This window comes from Candidatus Reidiella endopervernicosa (assembly GCF_013343005.1).
Lineage (GTDB): Bacteria > Pseudomonadota > Gammaproteobacteria.
On record NZ_CP054491.1, the window covers coordinates 407148 to 426536 of the forward strand.

Below are 19389 nucleotides of genomic sequence, written 5' to 3' on the forward strand. Positions count from 1 at the left end.
CAGTCTCCGGCGCAGAGAATCTCTTTTACCTCAGTCATCTCTGTCGTTACCTGATGATTTCATCCATCTGCCGCAGCATAGAATCCCAAATGTCTAGATTGATCGCCTCGACGCTCCTCATATTGAGAAAGCTGTAGTTCTCAGCCGTCTCTACAGGCAGGTTACCCACATCGGTGCCCTTGAGAATCTCCGCCACCAGACGTGCCGCCTGTCGCCCTATACGACGATGCTCAAAGCCGTAACAGAAGAGCGCCCTTGATCGACCTGCTGTTTGCTCGGTGCCGATAGCGGCATCGAACCCGCTTCGGCTGCGACAACAAACAGCGCCACATTGGCCTCAATGCGGCTGTCTCTGGGTAGAAAGATCGCATCTGTCTGCTCTGGCATTTGATCAATCAGGCGATCAATCTCCTGCTCTGTGTCAGCACCGATCGCCAGCAGATCGATATCCAGATTACGCGCTGCGGCACGGATCTGCCCCAGTGACGCCTCTGCACTCGGGTCACCTGCGGTGTAAGGGAAATAGACATTTTCTATCGATGGTTTCAATCTAAGTAGCCACTCGAAACGCTTTCCGTCACTACTCGCCAGACGAATCCCTGTTACGTTGCCACCCGGCTGTTTGTAGTTGGTCACAATGCCACTGGTAAAGGGATCATTTACTGGCGCGAAGACGACTGGAATATTCAGTGGTGCCGCCTGTTTCTGGGTCGCCAGGGTGCCTGGCGTACTGGTAGAGACGATCACATCGGGCCGCGCCGCTATGACATGAGCTACCTGCGCATCGAGCTGATCAGCCGAGGTGACGACTTCTCGGCCGACGAACTCAACATTCACACCCTCACGGTATCCGTAACCATGCAGCCCCTCCACCAATCCTGAGGCGGTCTCGCTGTTGATCGCCGTAAACAGAACCATACCGACCTTCACGGTGCGAGGCTCCTCACCACCACGCAATAGCACCACGGCAGCCGTGATTACAGCTATCAGCAGTAGGCTAATCGACAGTTTTTAGCAATGATGAACTCCATTTCCAGTCAGCTTAACAGTCGCCATCGGGACTAATTTAGGGGTTAGTCGCTCATGGCGCTTCAGTGCATGATAATTGAGAGTCCGACCGTATTACTAATCTTCTCTGTAATAGATTGTTAACGACCGCAGCGATGACATGGCACAAAATAGCAATCCACTACGCAGTCCGCTGTGGAGCTTCATAACCTCTTCACCGAGATAACCCATGCTTACTTCACTTCAATGACTACCCTCTTCTCAATCACGGACGGATAGTTTCTCGTTATGTTCTCTTCCTGACAGGTACACCTAACACTGCTCCCAGGGCAATCCATCAAAGCGCCACCCCCAGGGTGCTGCGCCGATGGTTCTCGTCTCGTTCTCCCTCAAAACCATCGAGTACGTTATAGACCTCGTTGAAACCCGCCTCAATCAGGGCATTACCCGCATCGACTGAGCGCTTGCCACTACGACAGATGAGGATCACCGGTGCGCAGCCTGCGTCACCGTCACAGATGATGCCTCCCAGCATCAACTCGCGTATCAGGCGGACAAAATTAGGATTTACCACCCAGTCGGGTTCGTCGATCCAGGGAATATGCACCGCCCCCTTGGGGTGGCCGACAAAGAGAAACTCCATGTTGGAGCGCACATCGACCAGAATCGCGCGCGGTTCCTGCTCAATCAGCTCAAATGCCGCCTTGGGGGTCAGGTGTTGTAGCTCATAATCAGCCATGGTGAATCTCCACTACACTTCGGATCGCCATAGATTTAGCGTAGTTCAACCTTGAGCACGACATTGTCGACACCAACCACCTCTACCTTGCTGCCCGCCTCACAATCGGTACCCTCGATCTTCCAGATGGTGTCATCGACCTTGACCTTTCCTGTGCCATTCAGAATCGGCTCCTCCAGGGTAAAGATGCGGCCGACGTACTGGTGTCCACGGCGGTTGAGGTTGGGCTGATCGGTCTGCTCTGGGCTCTGTTTGAACCAGGCACGCCACACCAGCACGCTACTAACCGAGAGAATGGCAAAGATCAGTACCTGATACTCCCAGCCGGTCGAGGGGGCAACCAGTACCAGCAGACCCACCACAGCGGCCGAAATACCCATCCACATGAAGAAGGTACCGGGTGCAAATATCTCGAGAATCACCAGCACCACGGCCAGAATCCACCAATGCCAGTGGTCGAGGCCCTGCAGTAGCTCGCCCATTAGTTAAACTCCCGTCTTGTTGAAGGCCTGTTTGGCCAGCTCACCGATACCACCGATGGCACCGATCACACCGGAGGCCTCAAGCGGCATCAATACCAGCTTCTCATTCGGTGCCGAGGCGATATTCTGCAACGCCTCCACATACTTGGTAGCAACAAAATAGTTGATGGCGTTGATGTCACCCTTGGCAATCGCCTGGGAGACCATATCGGTCGCCTTCGCCTCGGCCTCGGCCAGACGCTCGCGTGCCTCCGCCTCACGGAAGGCGGCCTCTTTTTCACCCTCCGCCTCAAGGATCGCACTCTGTTTCTCACCTTCAGCCTTGAGAATGGCCGCCTGACGGAAACCCTCAGCCTCAAGGATATTGGCGCGCTTCTCGCGCTCCGCCTTCATCTGGCGGGCCATCGCATCGACCAGGTCGCGTGGCGGCGAAATATCCTTGATCTCAATACGGGTCACCTTCACACCCCAGGGGGTGGTGGCATCATCGACCACATTGAGCAGCTGTGCGTTGATCTCATCTCGCTTGGAGAGCAGCTCATCGAGATCCATTGACCCCATCACGGTACGGATATTGGTCATGGTGAGATTGAGGATCGCCAGCTCCAGCTGATTGACCTCGTAGGCGGCCTTGGCCGCATCGACCACCTGGAAGAAGACCACGCCATCAACAGTGACCATGGCGTTATCCCTGGTGATGACCTCCTGCGAGGGCACATCCATCACCCGCTCCATCACATTCATCTTCGAGCCGATCTTGTCGATCACCGGCACAATGAACTTAAGGCCCGGGTACAGCGTGCCGGTATAACGACCAAAACGCTCCACGGTGTACTGCATCCCCTGCGGCACCGTTTTGACGCCCATGAATATCAGCACTACACCCATTACAAGCAGGAACAACACAAACGAGGCAAATCCTTCCATCTCTCTCTCCTTACCCTATTAACTGGTCTGTTTTCTAGATTAGAGCGTAACACCTGCACCGCTCCGCTGTGAATCACGATAGAATCGCAACATGACTATTAAGATCAAACCACCCAAGGGACTGCTACGTCCCGTCGGTCGCGCTATCGGCGACTACACCATGATTCGTGAGGGCGACCGGGTAATGCTCGGCCTCTCTGGTGGCAAGGATTCACTCTCGCTACTGCATATCCTGATCCATCTGCAGCGTCACGCTCCGATCCACTTCGATCTCGCTGCGGTAACTGTAGACCCCCAGCACGAGAGCTTCGACCCCTCACCGCTAAAGGCATACCTGGCCGAACTGGGCATCCCCTACTTCTATATCTCACAGCCAATCGCCGAGGAGGCGATGACCCATCAGGATGAACCAAAGTTCTCTTACTGCGCCTACTGCTCACGCATGAAACGCGGCATTCTCTACACCACGCTGCGTAACGAGGGTTACAACGTGCTGGCGCTGGCACAGCACCTTGACGATCTGGCCGAGAGCTTCCTGATGTCCGCCTTCTATCGCGGCCAGCTGCGCACCATGAAGGCCCACTACCTCAACGATGCGGGTGATGTGCGTATTATCCGCCCGCTGGTCTACGCCCGTGAGCGTCAGACCGCCGAATTTGCGCGTGAGGCTGAGCTGCCGGTGATCTTCGAGAACTGTCCCGCCTGCTTTGAGAAGCCGACCGAGCGTTACCATATGAAGAAGTTACTGGCCGGTGAGGAGCAGCACAACAAACAGCTGTTCAAGACCATGCTGGCAGCGATGCGTCCGCTGATGGATGAGAACATGCCCGAGTAATCAGCCATGCGTTCCCTACTCGCCACTCTCTTTTTCCGTCTGATCAGCCTGCTGCCGCTACGCCTCAACTATGCGCTCGGCGGCTTCATCGGCTGGTGGATGGCGGTCATCCCCAACAATCTGCGCCACATCACCCGCATCAACATCGCACTCTGCTATCCCGACATGCCATCCAGCGAACGGGCTGCACTGGTCCGAGCCAGTCTTAAATCGACGGCACGAACCGCCATCGAGGCGGGACCGATGTGGCTCTGGTCAGTGAACGGGCACTGAAGACACTGGTCGAGGTAGAGGGCGAGTCGATACTCAACGCCGCCGTCGAACGTGGCAAGGGCATTATCCTCGCCCTGCCGCACCTCGGCTGCTGGGAGATGGTCGGGCTCTACGGCGCCGATCGTATGCCGATGACCTCCCTCTACCGTCCATTGCGCCTCGGCGGTCTCGATCAACTGGTTCGCAGCGGACGTGAACGCAACGGTGCCACCCTGGTACCCACTGATGCCAGCGGTATCCGTTCGCTCTACCAGGCGCTCAAACGCGGTGAGCTGATCGCCATCCTGCCCGACCAGGGAGCCCGCCGATGGCGGTAGCGGCACCTTCGCCCCTTCTTCGATATTGAAACCAACACCACCACCCTGCTCTCGCGACTGGCTGCCAAATCGGAAGCCACGGTTCTATTCAGCTTCGCTGAACGTCTACCGAAAGGTGGTGGTTATCGGCTCACTTTCTGGATGCCCCAGAGGGATTGCAGAGCGAGATCAGCGCCTCGCTGCAACGGCAATCAATCAGGGTGTTGAGACGTGTATCGCGCGAGCGCCCACCCAGTACCAATGGGCCTATAAACGATTCCGCAGTCGACCCAGGGCGAATCAAAACTCTATAAAAAATTAAAACAGGGTGACGAATACCGATGGAACTTGAGATACGTACTGCACAGCAGTACGACTGCTTTGCTATTGCCGAACTGGCATTGATGGCCGGCGAGGGCATTCCTGCCCACTTCTGGGAGAGCGGCCGCACCGGCGATGAACCGATCGAGGCGGTCGGCGCACGAAATGCAGCCAGCGAAGATGAGAACTTCTCCTATCGTAACGCCCACCTCGCCCTCATCGATGGCAAGGTTGCCGGTATGCTGCTCGCCTATCGGTTGCCAGCCAGCGAAGAGAGTGACGATCTCAACGATCTACCCGAGTTTATTCGCCCGCTGGTTGAGCTCGAAAAGTGTGTACCGGATAGCTTCTACATCAACATGGTCGCCAGCTATCCCGAGTTTCGAAGCCAGGGGTCGGCACAGCGCTGATGGGTGTAGTCGATCAGCTCGCCGTCGACGCAGGTTGCGACACCGTCAGTATCGAGGTATTCGACCAGAACGAGGGGCGCTACGCCTCTATCAACGGCTCGGCTTCGATGTCATCGAGACACGCCCGGTTATTCCCCACCCTGCCATCCCTATACCGGTAACATCGTACTGCTGACCCGTCCGGTCAACTGACCGACTCATAAGAGCAGTGAGGCGTCGTTAAAGAGCAGTCTCAGATAGGTGCGGTACTGCAGCAGCTGTTCGGCCAGCACCGCCTGGGTGGAGAAGACGCGTGAAACGACGATACTCCCCTCGATCACGCTGGTGAGCATATCGGCCAGTTCGGTCAGTGAGACCTCGATACGCATCGGATAGCGCGCTGCGATGCGTGCCGGGGAGTCGCTATTTTGCGAAGTTTGTTTTGGGCATCCAGCCCAAGCAAACAGCAAAAACTTCACGCGACCGTTTATGCCTGCGGCGCCCCGACCGTCCTGCGTACGTTGCGTAATCACCTCTTCGCGGCTCTACACAACTCCCTCAGTGACTCTACGCCGACATAAAGCCGCTGCTGCATCTTCTCCGTCGTTCGCTCGCGCTCTCAACTACGAATAGGCAGACGGCGTCGACTATCGGGGACTAACCGCCCTCACTTCGCTCTCCATGGCGGTCAGCGGAGGTCGAGTCTGAGATCGATAACACGCTTCAGGAGATCGGGCAGGGAGACACACGCTTTGGCGACAAGCCAATGCTGACGGTCTACTACGAGGATCTGGTCGCCGATCACGAGGCCATCTTCAGAGAGATCACATCTTTTCTCGGCCTACCCTACGCCAAACCAAGACTCACCCTGAAAAAACAGAACCCAGAGCCGATGAGCGAGCTGGTGGAGAATTTCGATGAACTAAAGGCACACTTTAAGGGGCACCGTCTGGAACACTACTTTGAGTAGCGTACAAACCTCCCTATTGAGCCTTCTGTTTCTGCAGACGCCGGAGAAAAACTTGCATCTCCTTGGCTGCCTGAATATCGCCGCGTTGGTTGGCAATATCGATACCGCGCTGGTAGACCACCGCTGCCGCATCATTTCGCCCGACCTCAACTAACGCCTTACCATAGAGCTTCCATGCCGCTGAATAGTCGGGATCGAGCTCGACAGCACGAGCCAAAGAGGCAATTGCACGGTTGCCATCTCCCGCCTTGAGATAGGCACCGCCGAGGGTAAAGCAGAGCATTGCGCTCTCCTGTCCGGCTGCCACCATCTTTTCGAGTGCTTCTATATCCATAAGCTGAACTTAGTCAGCCATGTGGATGAAAACAACGAAAATCTTGTAGGGTTATTCTTCCTCTGCCTGGTCGATTACCCGCTCGAGAATCTCTACGGCACTCTCAACGATCTCGGGACAGCGCACTATAAATAGCGCCTGATCACGCGCTGCTTCATACCCCTCGGCGGTACCGATGTTACAACCGAGCAGCTCGCGACACTCGGTGGTGCCCCAACGCTGCTCAAACGCCGCGATCAACTCACCCACCGTGTCATAGGTATTCTGCTTCGCGGACTGATCCTCCTTGTGCGTCGCCCCCTTCTCCAGACCGGCCACCATGATCGCACCGGTCAGTGCCCCACAGGTGTTACCGGTTCTACCCATGCCGCCACTAAACCCAGCGGCAATCTTGAAGGCAAGTTCGGGGGCGAGACCGTACTGCTCGGCATAACTGGAGAGGATCGCCTGCGAACAGGAGGTGCCGTTGCAGAACTTCTCAGCGATCTCTTTACACTTACTCATTTTGTATTCTATTGACCCACCTGCTCCATACGTTGCTTGAGATTCTGCTGCATCGCATCCTCAAGCTGTTTCGCCTCTTCAATGGTACGTGTCTGATCCTTCCAGACATGCTCACCCTCTTCGACCTCTGTTGAGCAACCGACGATGGACACCAGGGCCATGCCGCACAACAAGCAGTGAAACATCTTCATCTCAGTCTCCCATTTATGAATCACCACACTCTTATAGCGCAGTGTGTTCATTGACGAGAGGCTTACGAGCGATCAGCTCTGCTTCGTCTCTAAAACCGTGATCCAGATCACCCACACGTCCCTCTTCACGATAGTAGATCAGCTCCAATGCAGGGAAGGCTCGTAGCAGTTCATTGGGCGCGAGACGGAATTCAGAATTGAAGGGGCCACTGCCAGTCACGTGCTGTTGTGTATAGGTTTGATAGAAGAGCAGCCCGCCGGGCTTGAGCGCTGCTGCAATCGCTGCAAACAGCGAGCGCTCGAGATAACGACTGATGATCATCACATCGAACTGCTCGGCTTGCGGTGGTTCGGCTACCAGATCTCTCACCACACCCTGCAGCGACAGGCCACGCTCACGTGCTGCTGCCGCAAGTAGATCGATGGCAACAGGGGATATATCCCACCCCTCACACTCCAAACCCTGTTCAGCCAACAACATAATGTTGGCACCCATGCCACAGGCGAGCTCTACCACACGCCCCTCGCGGGGCAACAGGTGCAGATTTTCTCTGAGCAGCGCGATAGGCTCCAGGATCGAGTTATCGGCCAACTTACGGTAGCGCGCATCCCAGCGCGCTTGATCTTCAAGACTCATGGCCGACTATTTACGCCAGAACGTAGGGGTAAGCAGCACCAGCAGGGTGAAGATCTCAAGACGCCCGAGCAGCATCGCAAAAGAGAGTACCCACTTGGCCAGATCACTGATGTCAGCGTAGTTGGAACCGACATCACCCAGCCCCGGACCGAGGTTGTTCATGCAGGCAGCCACCGCCGAGAAGGCGGTCACCTGATCGAGCCCGGTCGCCATCAGTGTCAGCATCATTACGGTAAAACTCGCCACGTAGATGGCGAAGAAACCCCATACGGCATCGACCACCTTCTCCGGCATCGGTGTGTTGCCAACCTTGATCAGCAGTACCGCATTAGGGTGAACCAGTCGCTTGATCTCACGTACGCCCTGCTTGAACAGCAGCAGAAAACGCATCACCTTCATGCCGCCACCGGTCGAGCCAGCACAGCCGCCGATAAAGCTGACAAAGAGCAGCATCACCGGCAGAAAGCCGGGCCAGGAGGCGTAGTCTGCGGTGGTGAAACCCGTGGTGGTACCGATTGAAACCGCCTGGAAGATACCGTGGTGCAAGGCACTGCCGAAGTCGCCGAAGGTCTGCGTCAGCACCAGGTAGATAGTGGTAATCGCAGCGGTGACCAGCAGCACCACAAAGTAGGTGCGTGACTCAGGATCTTCACTATAAGGTGCCGCGCTCAAGCGCCGCCACGCCAGATAGTGCAGCGCGAAGTTGATACCGGAGAGCAGCATGAAGACCACCGCAACCGACTCAATCAGTGCACTGTTAAAGAAACCCATACTCATGTCGTGAGTCGAGAAGCCACCGATCGCGACCGTCGAGAAGCTGTGTGCAATCGCATCGAAGGGGTCCATGCCAGCGGCAAAGTAGGCCACTGCACAGGCGATGGTCAGACCCAGATAGATATACCAGAGCGCCTTGGCCGTCTCGGTAATCCGTGGTGTGAGCTTGTTATCCTTCATCGGCCCTGGCGTCTCGGCACGATAGAGCTGCATACCACCGACACCGAGCATCGGTAGTACCGCAACCGCCAATACGATGATGCCCATGCCACCGAGCCACTGTAGCTGCTGGCGATAGAAGAGCAGCGAGTGGGGAAGATCATCAATACCCACCAGCACCGTAGCACCGGTGGTGGTGAGCCCCGAGAGCGACTCGAATACCGCCCCGGCAAAGTTGAGATTGAGCTCTTCTGCCAGTGCCAGTGGCACCGCACCCGAGAGGCCCAGCACGGTCCAGAACAGGACCACCACCACAAACCCGTCGCGAAGGCGCATATCCTCGTCGATATGGCGTACCGGCAACCAGAAGAGCAGACCGGCAACAAAGATCAGCAGAAAGCCCTGCATGAAGGGTGAGATGGCACCATCGCCATAGAGCCAACCGACCAGAATCGGCGGCGCCATGGAGAAGCTGAAGATCATCAGCAGCAGACCAAGAATGCGTTGTACGACCAGAAGTTGCATCTGCTAACCGGGGCCCTAGAAGAAGGTCACATCGACCTGGAACAGTGTCTCGACCTCAGCAATACGCTGCTTGTCGACCAAGAACATGATGACGTGATCCTCTGCCTCAATGATGGTGTCGTGATGCGCCATCAGCACCTCACTGCCACGCACGATCGCACCGATGGTGGTGCCTGGTGGCAGGGTGATCTCATCGATCTGTCGCCCTACAACCTTAGAGTTTTTGCTATCGCCATGAGCCACCGCCTCGATCGCCTCGGCCGCACCACGACGCAACGAGTGGACCATTGCCACATCACCTCGGCGTACATGGGCGAGCAGACTACCGATGGTCGCTTGCTGCGGCGAGATGGCGATATCGATACTGCTACTCTCAACCAGATCGACGTAGGAGGCGCGGTTAATCAGCGACATCACCTTACGCGCACCGAGCCGTTTGGCGAGCATCGCCGAGAGGATATTCGCCTCATCATCGTTGGTCAGTGCGCAGAAGATATCGGTATCCTCGATATTCTCCTCCAGCAGCAACTCCTCGTCGGCGACATCGCCCTGCAGCACGATGGCACTGTTGAGCTGCTCTGAGAGCTGGCGAGCACGAACCCGATTGTGCTCGACTATCTTCACGTAGTAGTTGCTCTCCAGCGCCTTGGCGAGACGGGTGCCGATGTTGCCACCACCAGCAATCATGATCCGCTTCACCGGCTTATCGAGCCGACGCAGCTCACTCATCACGGCACGGATATTTTTGCGCGCGGCAACAAAGAAGACCTCATCATCGGCTTCGATTACGGTATCGCCTTCGGGAATGATCGGTTTGCCACGGCGGAAAATCGCCGCAACGCGGGTATCGATACCCGGCATGTGATCACGCAGGTTATGCAGCTCATGGCCCACCAGAGGTCCACCGTAGTAGGCACGCACCGCCACCAACTGTACCCGGCCAGCGGCAAAATCGAGCACCTGCAAGGCACCGGGGTGTCTGACCAGGCGCAGAATATCGTCGGTGACCAGCTGTTCGGGGCTGATTAACACATCGATCGGCAGCGACTCCTGCGAGAAGAGGCGAGGGTGGGCGAGGAACTCAACACTGCGCACACGCGCGATCTTGGTCGGGGTACGGAACAGGGTATAGGCAACCTGACAGGCGACCATGTTGGTCTCATCACTGTTGGTCACGGCAAGGATCATGTCGGCATCCTCGGCACCGGCACGAATCAGCACATCGGGGTGCGCGGCGTAACCGGCCACGGTACGCAGATCGAGACGATCCTGCAGATCACGCAGAATCTCGCTACGCTGATCGACCACGGTAATGTCATTGGCCTCGCTGGCGAGGTTATGCGCCACCGATGCACCGACCTGTCCCGCGCCGAGGATGATGATTTTCATAGTCTGCTCAAGCCAACCAATGCCTTAAATATGGTGCGCGATAATACGCCTGCCACGTGAGCATCTCTACCTATTCAGGGGCATGCTATCGACCGACACTCTTCGGATCGATACCCAGCGCCTTCAACTTACGATAGAGATTAGTGCGCTCCATGCCGGCCAGCTTCGCCAGTTTACCAACACTGCCACCACTCACCTCGAGCTGATGCTCAAGATAGACACGCTCAAACTGATCACGCGCCTCACGTAGCGGCAGATCGAAGACGGTCGGTGAGAGGCCATTGATCGCCACCGGTACCGCCTTGCTACCAAGCATCGTCTCCACCTCTTCGAGGCCGATCTCCTCATCACCACCGAGGATCAATAGACGCTGCACCAGGTTCTTTAGCTCACGGATATTGCCGGGCCAGCCGTAGTTACGTAGTCGATTCTGTGCCGCCATGCCGAAATGGCGATAGGGGAGGTTGTCGTTACGTACGCAGTAGTCGACGTAATATTGCAGCAGATCGGAGACATCCTCGGCATGCTCGTGCAGCTCCGGGATCTGTAACGGCATCACGTTGAGGTTGTAGTAGAGATCCTCACGAAAAGCCCCTTCACGGACCAGTTGTTCGAGGTCACGATGTGTCGCTGCGACCACCCGCACATCGACCTCAACCGACTCACTACCACCGACCCGCATGAAGTTTTTGCTCTCGAGCACACTCTGCAGACGCGCCTGGGTCTGCTGGTCCATATCGGCGATCTCATTTAGGAACAGGGTACCGCCGTTGGCCTGCTCGAAGAGACCGTAGTGGACCCGGTCACCCTCTTCACTACCAAACAGTTCAACCGCTGAGTTCTCGCCAGCGATTGCACCCACGCCGACCTCGACAAAGGGTGCATCGGCACGGGCGCTGGAGGCGTGCAGATAACGTGCAAAGACCTCTTTACCGGTACCCGGCTCACCAAGGATCAGCACACGGGTATCGTGCTGAGCGATACGCACCACCTGATCGCGTAGCTGCTGCATGCGCTCACTCTTACCAGAGGGTTCATCGGCGGGTGCCTGTTTTTTCAGACCGACGTTCTCACGCTGCAGACGGCCACTCTCAAGAGCGCGCTGCACCATCACCAGCAGCTTGGCAAGTGAGATCGGTTTCTCGACAAAGTCGTAGGCGCCAAGACGAGTTGCCTCAACCGCCGTCTCTACCGTGCCGTGGCCCGACATCACGATGACTGGCGAGGGTAGGCCGCCAGCTTCATTCCACTCCTTGAGCAGAGTGATGCCGTCAATATCGGGCATCCAGATATCGAGCATGATCAGATCGGGGCGTCGACCGCGTAGTGCCTGTCGCGCCGCCTCACCATTTTCAGCGGTAGCGACATCGTAGTTCTCATCCTCAAGGATCTCCTTGAGCAGGTTACGAATATCGGGTTCGTCATCGACGATTAATATGTGAGGTGCACTCATCTTGTTATCTCCACTTCATCTCTCGCCTGACTTACGATCAGGCTTGCTCCTCGCGGTCACTCTTTCCATCCATAACCGGCAACTGAATCACGATCGCTGCGCCGTTTGGTTCGAGATTCTCACCGCGAATCACACCACCATGCTCCTCAACAATCTTCTTCACTATCGCCAGACCCAGTCCTGTTCCCTTCGTCTTGGTCGTTACATAGGGTTCAAACAACTGCCCCAGCAGCTCCTCGGGGAAACCGAGACCATTATCCTCAAAACGAAGCTCAATGTAGCGACAATCTTCTTTCTGCATACAGGCCGTTCGTACCGTTACCACTGGCGTATCTACATCCTCCAGCGCCTCAATCGCATTCTTGAGCAGATTATGCACCAACTGCCGTAGCCTGCCCGCATCGGCCTCAATCTCTGGCAGCGCATCGGCCAACGACTTTTCGATCGCGACACCACTACCCGGACCGCGATAGAGCTCGAGCACATCGTAGACCAGGGTATTGAGATCGAGTCGCTGCAACTCGATCTTCGGCGCACGCGCATAGTCGGAGAAGGCGTTAACCATCGCCTTCATCGCATCCACCTGCTGGACGATAGTATGGGTAGAACGATCGAGCACCGCCGCATCCTTCTCCTCCATCTTATTGAGGAATTTGTGACGCAGCCTCTCTGCCGAAAGCTGAATCGGTGTGAGCGGATTTTTGATCTCATGGGCGAGACGACGAGCTACCTCACCCCAGGCAGCATCGCGCTGTGCCTGCACCAGGTTGGTAATGTCATCAAAGACGATAACGTGACCAACCGCCCCCCCATCCTCATCAGGCAGGGTGGTGCCGCGACACATCAACACTTGGCGGCCACCGCCACTAAATAACGTCACCTCTTCACGCCACTCGCTACCGCCCTGATCGAAGTGAGGCGTTAGCGCAGCCACAAAATCCTCTAGTCCCGGATGCAGTTCCGCCAATTGAGTGAAGGGCTGATCGAGGAGCGCACTTCGGTCAACCTTGAGGAACTGCACGGCCATCTCGTTGATGGTCCGCACATAGAGCTCACTATCGAGCACCACCACACCGGATGTGAGGCGCGATAACACCGCCTCAAGATAGGCGTGCTGGCTCTGCGCCTCCTGTTGGCTGCGTCGTGCCTCATCACTGGCGTGTGCGATGCGTTTGGTCATGACGTTGAATGAGCGCACCAGAATTCCGAGCTCATCGCCGCCAATCTCTGGAATGCGTTTGTTGTAGTCGCCCGCTGCAACCGCACGGGTACCCTCAGCCAGATCACCAATCGGTGCCACCAGCCGACGCGCCGAGGAGAAGGCAGCGAGTACCGCGGAGAGGATACTCAGTAGCAGTACAAGAGAGAGGGTAACGATAAAGCTGAACTTGAGTGGTTCACGCAAATAGGCGAGCGCTTTGTAGCGCCCATAGGCGTCCTGAACGTTTCTCGCGAGCCGATCGAGCCGTTCTGCGACCGGATAGAGCACCTGCATAATGAAACCACCCATACCCCCATCAACTACGCCCGTCACCGGCACGACCACTCGAATGTAGAGTAGATCGTTAATCGCATCGAGTCCGACATAGGGTCCCGTGTTACGCACGTAAGAGAGGATCACATCGTCGGGTTGATAGGGAACGATGCGGGTCGGGTCACTACTACTGGAGGCGACGATGTGGCCGTTCTGCGCCAGCAGGGTCAGCTCATCGGCGCCACTCTCAACGCGCAAATCATCAACCTCTACCGCCATAAAGGTATCACTGACGTTCTCCAGCTTGCCTCCCATCACCTCACTGTCGTGCAGCAGCTCCTTCATGCGTGCATCGAGCGAACTACGGCTCAGCTCTATCGCATCCTCCAGTGCACTCTCCACCTGCACATTGAACCAGCTATCGATACCACGCATCAGAAACTGCACTGAGAAGAGGTAGACGATGGTCACCGGGGTAACGGCGAGAATGACAAACATCACCACCATGCGCATGGTCAGACGTGCGCCGGGGGCTCGGTTGCGATAGCCACGAATCAGCTTAATCACACTGTAGATGATCAGACCGAGCAGAATCACCAGAATCAGCGCATTGAGCGCCAACATGGCGATGTAGAGCTGGGAGAACTGTTCGCTGTTCTGGGTCGACTCACTCAACAGATAGAGCGAGGTGAGCAGCATGGCAAAGAGCAGCAGCGCGGGAAGCGTACCGCTGAACAGGTAACGCACAAACCTCATCGTCCGATCACCCGCTACTTAACACGCACTTCATGCCAATCACCACCGAGATACCAGGAGGGTTTGACGAAGGCGAGAGTACGCAGAGGAATCGGCAGCGCATTGAGATCGAGGCTGGCACGCAGACGCACCGTATATTTGTCATTGCTATCGAGCAGGTTGCTGTCGATTACCGGCACCCCCTCGACAATACCGAGTCGATAGAGCGCCGTCTCCAGGCCGGAAACACTCTCCTGCACACCGCTGTTGAGATTGATCAGGATGTAACGCTCGGTAAAGGCGTGGTAACGCAGCTCGTAGCGCTGCAGCAGCGAGGCGACCGTCTCAGTCCAGAGGAACTGGCGTTTGTGCAGCAGTTCAATCTGCAACTCAAAGACCAGTGGCACTCCGCTCTGCAGCGCATCAAGTGCCGAGTTGCTGAGGCGATATTCGATCGCCGCATCGAGCTGATAGACCTCATCGATCAGCTCAACCTCAACACTTCTGACCTCAAAGCCGGGATCGGCCGCAGCTGCCGGCACCGCAATAAGCGCCGTCAACCAGCCGAACAGTGCAAATAGCACGCTCCAGGTTCGATGTTGTGTTGGTCCGAACATTCAGTCGTCACAATCGACGCAATGCGCCGCACACCCTTTTTATAATCAGTTTATTTATAACTATCGCTTCATCAGAGAAGCGTAATAGAAACCATCCATCCCATCACTACCCGGTAGGATTTGACGCCCATACGGCTGTACCAACCCCCACTGCGACGCGATTGGCTGCTCCTCGGCATCGTCGTGTTGTTTTAGAAACGTCTCGATCTGCTCGCTATTCTCCACCGGTAGCACTGAACAGGTAGCGTAGACCAGCATACCGCCAGGGGCGAGCAAGGGCCACAACGCCTCCAGTAATCGCTGCTGCTCTTCGACCAGCGATGCTATATCACTCGGTCGACGCAACCATTTGATATCGGGATGACGTCGGATAACACCCGTCGCCGAGCAGGGCGCATCGAGCAGAATTCGATCAAAAGGCTTGCCATCCCACCAGGCCGTTTCAGCTGCATCCGCCTCGATCAGCTCAGCTGAAAGACCGATGCGCGCAAGATTATCGGCGACCCGAATCAGCCGTTCACCCTCCGAGTCGATCGCCACCACCTCTGCCAGCGCAGCTTCAGACTCGAGAATATGACCGGTCTTACCACCCGGCGCTGCACAGGCATCGAGCACACGCTGCCCCGGCTGCAGATCGAGCAGAGGTGCGGCCAGCTGTGCCGCAGCATCCTGCACCGACACCAGGCCCTCTTCAAAACCGGGCAGGCGCATCACATCGACAGGCTCTGCCAGGATCAGTGCAGAGTCGACCACAGGATGCGGTTGCGCCGCTATCTCGGCACTCTCTAGCTGCAGCAGATACTCCTCACGCGTGGTAACCGAGCAGTTAACGCGTAATACCATCGGCGCCCGTTCATTATTGCCCTGCAGAATTGCCTGCCACTGATCTGGCCACGCTTTGCGCAGACGCTCGATCAACCACTGCGGATGGGCATACTGCACATCCAGTTTGTCCGCAGCAGTGGCTGGTAGCGCCTCGCCCTGCCGCTGCAGATTACGCAGCACACCGTTGACCATGCCGCTAGCCCAACCCTTCTTCAGCTGACGTGTGGCGGCCACGCACTCATTCAGCGCCGCATGGGCTGGCACCTTGGCATCAAAGAGCTGGTAAGCACCACTGAGCAACAGCGCCTCGATATCGGAATCACGTTTTTTCAGTGGCTGTTTAAGCAGGGGTTTGATCAGCGCACGGAGGCGGGGTAGATCACGTAATACGCTGTAGCAGAGGTTCTGCACAAAACCGCGATCCTTGGCGACAACCTTGTTAAGCACAGACGGCAGGGCCGAGGAGAGCGAACGCCCCTCGCCCAACACCTGCGCCAGAACACGGGCGGCAGCGGCCCGTGAGTTCACGCTTGACCGCCTAGTACGACACCGCTCAGATCACGTGAATTGATGAAATCAGCCACCGGTAGGGCCTTGCCGCCAGGGAGCTGGACCTCCAGCAGGCGCAACACCCCTTCGCCACAGGCGACATCAATACCATCGGCACTCGTATGCACCACGGCACCGGGGGTGGCATCTGTCGTAACACCCTCTACAGTTCGCGCCTGCCAGATGCGCAGTGTCTGTTCTGCCAACGCCGTCTGAGCCACCGGCCAGGGATTAAAGGCCTGTACCGCCTGTGCGATCTCCCGAGCAGGATTGGACCAGTCGATCTGCGCCTCCGCTTTACTCAGCTTGGCGGCATAGGTCACACCCGCTTCATCCTGCGGTTGTGGCGAGATATCACCGTCACTCATACGCGCCACGGTATCGACCAGTGTGGCAGCACCGAGCTGTGAGAGTTTGTCGTGCAGAGTCGCTGAGGTCTCCTCGGGGAGAATCGGCAGAGTGGCGAGACTCAGCACGTCACCGGTATCGAGCCCCACATCCATCTGCATGATTGCCACACCCGTCTCGCTGTCACCGCTGTGGATGGCGCGCTGAATCGGCGCCGCACCACGCCAGCGCGGCAGCAGTGAGGCGTGGATATTGATACAGCCAAGGCGCGGTGCATCGAGCACCGCCTTCGGCAGTAGCAGGCCGTAGGCAACCACCACCATCAGGTCGGCATCCAGTGCTGCAATCGCGGCCTGCTCTGCCTCATCCTTGAGCGAGAGTGGCTGGAAGACGGGAATATTGTGTTCAAGCGCCACCGTCTTAACCGGACTGGCGCGTAGCTTACGTCCCCGACCGGCCGGGCGGTCGGGCTGGGTATAGACGGCGCAGACGGTGTGTTCGGAGTCAAGCAGTGCCTGCAGGGGCGGAACGGCAAAATCGGGCGTACCCGCATAGATAATCTTGAGGGGGGAGTTACTCATCATCTTCTCGGTGAACGCCAGCGGCGTTGTTAAATCGCCTTCTCGCCATCAGCAGGGCTCTGCGCTGAACTTCCCGCCTGCTTGCGCTCCTTCTCGAGTCTTTTACGGATACGCTGACGCTTCATCTGCGAGAGGTAGTCGACAAACAGCTTGCCATCGAGATGGTCGATCTCGTGCTGGATACAGACCGCCAGCAATCCTTCAGCCGACAATTCATAGGACTCACCTTCACGATCAAGGGCTCGCATCTTGACCCGTTCGGCACGCTGCACCAGCTCATAGGTACCCGGCACAGAGAGACACCCCTCCTCCATCTCTTCAACACCCTCGAGTTCGAGTATTTCGGGGTTGATCAATACCAGTGGATTGTCCTTATCCTCGGAGACATCGATCACCACGATACGCTTGTCGATGTTGACCTGAGTCGCCGCCAGACCGATGCCCGGCGCCTCATACATCGTCTCAAACATGTCGGCAACAATCTGGCGCACACCATCATCAACCTCTGTCAACGGCTTGGCCTTGTTGCGAAGTCTGGGGTCTGGAAAGCGAAGGATCTCTAGTTTTGCCATCTGTATTTACCGAAATTTCTGATATACAACTGCTATGCTACGATCATACCGGAAATGGCCATATCAAACCTACTATAAGAGTATCGGGGAGTCGCTATTTTTGCGGAAGCATGTTTTGGGCATCCAAGCCCAAGCAAACAGCAAAAACTTAACGCGACCATTTATGCCTACGGCGCCCCGACCGTCCTGCGTACGTTGCGTAATCACCTCTTCGCGGCTCTACACAACTCCCCAGTGACTCTACGCCGACATAAAGCCGCTGCTGCATCTTCTTCATCGTCCGCTCGCGCTCTCAACTACGAATATGCAGACGGCGTCGACTATCGCGGACTAACCGCCTTCGCTTCGCTATCCATGGCGGTCAGCGGTGGATATCGGCTAGAATCGCCGAATCGCCACAATAACGTATCTAGGATTGATAGGGATAACTATGCGAATCATCAAGCTGTTTACTCTGCTGTTTTTACTGGTAGGTGCTGTTAACGCCGCTGATGAAGTTAAGCTAAGAGCCGACCACCCCGACCGCTACGTGGTCGTTAAAGGCGACACTCTCTGGGACATCTCCGAACGCTTTCTGATGAGCCCATGGCTCTGGCCCGAGGTATGGCAGGCCAATCCCCAGATCGAAAACCCCCATTTGATCTACCCCGGCGATGTCATCACCCTGATCTATGTTCAGGGAAAACCGAAGCTGGTGATCGAACGCAAGATTCCAACCGTCAAACTCTCACCGCAGATTCGCGCACAGCGTATCGAGCAGCCGATCCCGCTGATACCCATCGACACTATTCGCCAGTTCCTTAACGAGAACCGTGTTGTCGGTAAAAATGAGTTCGACAACGCGCCCTATGTGGTGGCCCACGATGAACTGCGACTCGCTACTGCCAGCGGTGACAAAATCTATGCTCGTGGTATCACTAGTGCCGATCAGAATTACTCAATTCTGCGCCTCGGCGACGCCTACACCGACCCTGACAGTAAAGAACTACTGGGTTACGAAGCAGTTCACGTCGGTAACGCAAAGATGCTCCGCAGCGGTGATCCAGCCACGTTCAAACTCTCTGGCACCAATCGTGAAGTCCAGACCGGCGACCATCTACTCCCGATACTGGAAACCCCCGTACTACACAACTATCTGCCCCACGCCCCCAAGACTCAGATTAAGGGCCGCATCATTTCGATCTTCGATGCCGTCTTCCAGGCGGGGCGCGACCAGGTGATCACCATCAATCTGGGTGAACGAGATGGTATGGAAATCGGCCATGTACTTGCCATCGATCGTGCAGGCGATGAAATCGTTGACTCCGTCAAGGGCGGCACGGTACAGCTTCCTGACGAGCAGTCTGGACTACTGATGGTCTTCCGCACCTTTGAGAAGGTCAGCTATGCACTGATTCTAGAGTCGAGTCGTGCTATCCATATTCTTGATAGCGTAAGAACTCCATAACCAGATTCTCCGGGGCAAAGGATGGCCCCTGTTAA

General features: G+C 56.5%; 25 protein-coding genes and 2 pseudogenes. 10 read left to right on the forward strand and 17 right to left on the reverse strand.

Annotated features, from left to right (window positions below):
• Positions 1-46: 46 nt before the first annotated feature.
• The 4 genes and pseudogenes from HUE57_RS02240 to HUE57_RS02255 form a co-directional block, all read right to left on the reverse strand.
• Positions 47-918 (reverse strand): annotated as a pseudogene (locus HUE57_RS02240) (ABC transporter substrate-binding protein).
• Between the two features lie 402 nt (positions 919-1320).
• Positions 1321-1747: pseudogene (locus HUE57_RS02245) on the reverse strand (rhodanese-like domain-containing protein).
• A 35-nt stretch (positions 1748-1782) separates the two neighbouring features.
• Entirely contained in the window at positions 1783-2229 is a 447-nt protein-coding gene (locus tag HUE57_RS02250; protein WP_078482919.1) for an NfeD family protein, read from the reverse strand.
• A 3-nt stretch (positions 2230-2232) separates the two neighbouring features.
• A complete protein-coding gene (locus tag HUE57_RS02255) occupies positions 2233-3156 on the reverse strand; it encodes an SPFH domain-containing protein (RefSeq protein ID WP_078482918.1) in 924 nt (307 codons plus the stop codon).
• Between the two features lie 91 nt (positions 3157-3247).
• On the opposite strand from HUE57_RS02255, the gene HUE57_RS02260 reads away from it, so the two are divergent.
• The 5 genes from HUE57_RS02260 (at position 3248) to HUE57_RS02280 (ending at position 5452) form a co-directional block, all read left to right on the forward strand.
• Entirely contained in the window at positions 3248-3991 is a 744-nt protein-coding gene (locus HUE57_RS02260; RefSeq protein WP_078482917.1) for a PP-loop family protein, read from the forward strand.
• Positions 3992-3997: 6 nt separating this feature from the next.
• Complete coding sequence (locus HUE57_RS19500; protein WP_174672652.1) at positions 3998-4264, forward strand: LpxL/LpxP family acyltransferase; 267 nt, start codon at positions 3998-4000, stop codon at positions 4262-4264.
• The gene (locus HUE57_RS19505) at positions 4237-4581 is read left to right on the forward strand and encodes a lysophospholipid acyltransferase family protein (protein WP_174672653.1); all 345 of its coding nucleotides are present in this window, start codon (positions 4237-4239) and stop codon (positions 4579-4581) included. The genes HUE57_RS19500 and HUE57_RS19505 overlap by 28 nt, the downstream gene beginning before the upstream one ends.
• Positions 4582-4901: 320 nt before the next feature.
• A complete protein-coding gene (locus HUE57_RS02275) occupies positions 4902-5291 on the forward strand; it encodes a hypothetical protein (RefSeq protein WP_174672654.1) in 390 nt (129 codons plus the stop codon).
• Positions 5291-5452 (forward strand): hypothetical protein, encoded by a 162-nt coding sequence (locus tag HUE57_RS02280; protein ID WP_174672655.1) that lies wholly within the window; start codon positions 5291-5293, stop codon positions 5450-5452. The genes HUE57_RS02275 and HUE57_RS02280 overlap by 1 nt, the downstream gene beginning before the upstream one ends.
• A 36-nt stretch (positions 5453-5488) precedes the next feature.
• Here the strand turns inward: HUE57_RS02280 and HUE57_RS02285 are convergent, their stop codons facing one another.
• A complete protein-coding gene (locus HUE57_RS02285) occupies positions 5489-5659 on the reverse strand; it encodes a hypothetical protein (RefSeq protein ID WP_174672656.1) in 171 nt (56 codons plus the stop codon).
• 16 nt (positions 5660-5675) lie between these two features.
• Between HUE57_RS02285 and HUE57_RS02290 the strand changes: the two genes are divergently transcribed.
• Together HUE57_RS02290 and HUE57_RS02295 are read left to right on the forward strand one after the other, a co-directional pair.
• Positions 5676-5903 (forward strand): hypothetical protein, encoded by a 228-nt coding sequence (locus tag HUE57_RS02290; RefSeq protein ID WP_174672657.1) that lies wholly within the window; start codon positions 5676-5678, stop codon positions 5901-5903.
• Positions 5904-5979: 76 nt separating this feature from the next.
• Positions 5980-6240, forward strand: coding sequence for a sulfotransferase (locus tag HUE57_RS02295; protein WP_174673707.1), 261 nt, complete (start codon positions 5980-5982; stop codon positions 6238-6240).
• Positions 6241-6253: 13 nt separating this feature from the next.
• Here the strand turns inward: HUE57_RS02295 and HUE57_RS02300 are convergent, their stop codons facing one another.
• From HUE57_RS02300 to def, 12 genes are all read right to left on the reverse strand, one after another.
• The gene (locus HUE57_RS02300; protein WP_078482912.1) at positions 6254-6574 is read right to left on the reverse strand and encodes a tetratricopeptide repeat protein; all 321 of its coding nucleotides are present in this window, start codon (positions 6572-6574) and stop codon (positions 6254-6256) included.
• Positions 6575-6625: 51 nt separating this feature from the next.
• Positions 6626-7078, reverse strand: coding sequence for a C-GCAxxG-C-C family protein (locus HUE57_RS02305; RefSeq protein ID WP_078482911.1), 453 nt, complete (start codon positions 7076-7078; stop codon positions 6626-6628).
• An 8-nt stretch (positions 7079-7086) separates the two neighbouring features.
• Positions 7087-7269, reverse strand: coding sequence for a hypothetical protein (locus HUE57_RS02310; RefSeq protein ID WP_135622029.1), 183 nt, complete (start codon positions 7267-7269; stop codon positions 7087-7089).
• A 31-nt stretch (positions 7270-7300) separates the two neighbouring features.
• Positions 7301-7906 carry a class I SAM-dependent methyltransferase gene (locus HUE57_RS02315; RefSeq protein ID WP_078482909.1) on the reverse strand — a complete coding sequence of 202 codons (606 nt, stop codon included), beginning with the start codon at positions 7904-7906 and terminating at the stop codon, positions 7301-7303.
• A gap of 6 nt (positions 7907-7912) precedes the next feature.
• On the reverse strand, positions 7913-9364 hold the full coding sequence (locus HUE57_RS02320) for a TrkH family potassium uptake protein (RefSeq protein WP_078482908.1): 1452 nt from the start codon (positions 9362-9364) through the stop codon (positions 7913-7915).
• Between the two features lie 15 nt (positions 9365-9379).
• Positions 9380-10753, reverse strand: a complete 1374-nt coding sequence (gene trkA, locus HUE57_RS02325; protein WP_078482907.1) for a Trk system potassium transporter TrkA — start codon at positions 10751-10753, stop codon at positions 9380-9382.
• Positions 10754-10838: 85 nt separating this feature from the next.
• A complete protein-coding gene (locus HUE57_RS02330) occupies positions 10839-12206 on the reverse strand; it encodes a sigma-54-dependent transcriptional regulator (RefSeq protein WP_078482906.1) in 1368 nt (455 codons plus the stop codon).
• 37 nt (positions 12207-12243) lie between these two features.
• Positions 12244-14436: a sensor histidine kinase gene (locus tag HUE57_RS02335; RefSeq protein ID WP_078482905.1), complete on the reverse strand. Its 2193-nt coding sequence runs from the start codon at positions 14434-14436 to the stop codon at positions 12244-12246.
• 14 nt (positions 14437-14450) lie between these two features.
• On the reverse strand, positions 14451-14999 hold the full coding sequence (locus HUE57_RS02340; RefSeq protein WP_172840155.1) for a DUF4390 domain-containing protein: 549 nt from the start codon (positions 14997-14999) through the stop codon (positions 14451-14453).
• A gap of 93 nt (positions 15000-15092) precedes the next feature.
• Positions 15093-16385, reverse strand: coding sequence for a 16S rRNA (cytosine(967)-C(5))-methyltransferase RsmB (gene rsmB / locus HUE57_RS02345; RefSeq protein WP_078482903.1), 1293 nt, complete (start codon positions 16383-16385; stop codon positions 15093-15095).
• A complete protein-coding gene (gene fmt, locus HUE57_RS02350; protein WP_078482927.1) occupies positions 16382-17335 on the reverse strand; it encodes a methionyl-tRNA formyltransferase in 954 nt (317 codons plus the stop codon). The genes rsmB and fmt overlap by 4 nt, the downstream gene beginning before the upstream one ends.
• 29 nt (positions 17336-17364) lie before the next feature.
• Entirely contained in the window at positions 17365-17907 is a 543-nt protein-coding gene (gene def / locus HUE57_RS02355; protein WP_078482902.1) for a peptide deformylase, read from the reverse strand.
• Positions 17908-18007: 100 nt separating this feature from the next.
• Between def and HUE57_RS02360 the strand changes: the two genes are divergently transcribed.
• The 3 genes from HUE57_RS02360 to HUE57_RS02370 are packed head-to-tail and all read left to right on the forward strand — an operon-like array spanning position 18008 to position 19354.
• Positions 18008-18145 carry a hypothetical protein gene (locus HUE57_RS02360; protein ID WP_174672658.1) on the forward strand — a complete coding sequence of 46 codons (138 nt, stop codon included), beginning with the start codon at positions 18008-18010 and terminating at the stop codon, positions 18143-18145.
• A complete protein-coding gene (locus tag HUE57_RS02365) occupies positions 18103-18390 on the forward strand; it encodes a hypothetical protein (protein WP_174672659.1) in 288 nt (95 codons plus the stop codon). The genes HUE57_RS02360 and HUE57_RS02365 overlap by 43 nt, the downstream gene beginning before the upstream one ends.
• Entirely contained in the window at positions 18338-19354 is a 1017-nt protein-coding gene (locus tag HUE57_RS02370; RefSeq protein WP_078482901.1) for a LysM peptidoglycan-binding domain-containing protein, read from the forward strand. Before HUE57_RS02365 ends, HUE57_RS02370 begins: the two co-directional genes overlap by 53 nt.
• The last annotated feature ends 35 nt before the right edge of the window (positions 19355-19389 follow it).

What these genes read in the sequence shown, in the direction of transcription:
- HUE57_RS02250 (WP_078482919.1), bottom strand. Translation starts at nt 2,229, where the DNA reads ATGGGCGAGCTACTGCAGGGCCTCGACCACTGGCATTGGTGGATTCTG.
- HUE57_RS02255 (WP_078482918.1), bottom strand. Translation starts at nt 3,156, where the DNA reads ATGGAAGGATTTGCCTCGTTTGTGTTGTTCCTGCTTGTAATGGGTGTA.
- HUE57_RS02260 (WP_078482917.1), top strand. Translation starts at nt 3,248, where the DNA reads ATGACTATTAAGATCAAACCACCCAAGGGACTGCTACGTCCCGTCGGT.
- HUE57_RS19500 (WP_174672652.1), top strand. Translation starts at nt 3,998, where the DNA reads ATGCGTTCCCTACTCGCCACTCTCTTTTTCCGTCTGATCAGCCTGCTG.
- HUE57_RS02275 (WP_174672654.1), top strand. Translation starts at nt 4,902, where the DNA reads ATGGAACTTGAGATACGTACTGCACAGCAGTACGACTGCTTTGCTATT.
- HUE57_RS02280 (WP_174672655.1), top strand. Translation starts at nt 5,291, where the DNA reads ATGGGTGTAGTCGATCAGCTCGCCGTCGACGCAGGTTGCGACACCGTC.
- HUE57_RS02285 (WP_174672656.1), bottom strand. Translation starts at nt 5,659, where the DNA reads ATGCGTATCGAGGTCTCACTGACCGAACTGGCCGATATGCTCACCAGC.
- HUE57_RS02290 (WP_174672657.1), top strand. Translation starts at nt 5,676, where the DNA reads ATGCGTGCCGGGGAGTCGCTATTTTGCGAAGTTTGTTTTGGGCATCCA.
- HUE57_RS02300 (WP_078482912.1), bottom strand. Translation starts at nt 6,574, where the DNA reads ATGGATATAGAAGCACTCGAAAAGATGGTGGCAGCCGGACAGGAGAGC.
- HUE57_RS02305 (WP_078482911.1), bottom strand. Translation starts at nt 7,078, where the DNA reads ATGAGTAAGTGTAAAGAGATCGCTGAGAAGTTCTGCAACGGCACCTCC.
- HUE57_RS02310 (WP_135622029.1), bottom strand. Translation starts at nt 7,269, where the DNA reads ATGAAGATGTTTCACTGCTTGTTGTGCGGCATGGCCCTGGTGTCCATC.
- HUE57_RS02315 (WP_078482909.1), bottom strand. Translation starts at nt 7,906, where the DNA reads ATGAGTCTTGAAGATCAAGCGCGCTGGGATGCGCGCTACCGTAAGTTG.
- HUE57_RS02320 (WP_078482908.1), bottom strand. Translation starts at nt 9,364, where the DNA reads ATGCAACTTCTGGTCGTACAACGCATTCTTGGTCTGCTGCTGATGATC.
- trkA (WP_078482907.1), bottom strand. Translation starts at nt 10,753, where the DNA reads ATGAAAATCATCATCCTCGGCGCGGGACAGGTCGGTGCATCGGTGGCG.
- HUE57_RS02330 (WP_078482906.1), bottom strand. Translation starts at nt 12,206, where the DNA reads ATGAGTGCACCTCACATATTAATCGTCGATGACGAACCCGATATTCGT.
- HUE57_RS02335 (WP_078482905.1), bottom strand. Translation starts at nt 14,436, where the DNA reads ATGAGGTTTGTGCGTTACCTGTTCAGCGGTACGCTTCCCGCGCTGCTG.
- fmt (WP_078482927.1), bottom strand. Translation starts at nt 17,335, where the DNA reads ATGAGTAACTCCCCCCTCAAGATTATCTATGCGGGTACGCCCGATTTT.
- def (WP_078482902.1), bottom strand. Translation starts at nt 17,907, where the DNA reads ATGGCAAAACTAGAGATCCTTCGCTTTCCAGACCCCAGACTTCGCAAC.
- HUE57_RS02370 (WP_078482901.1), top strand. Translation starts at nt 18,338, where the DNA reads ATGCGAATCATCAAGCTGTTTACTCTGCTGTTTTTACTGGTAGGTGCT.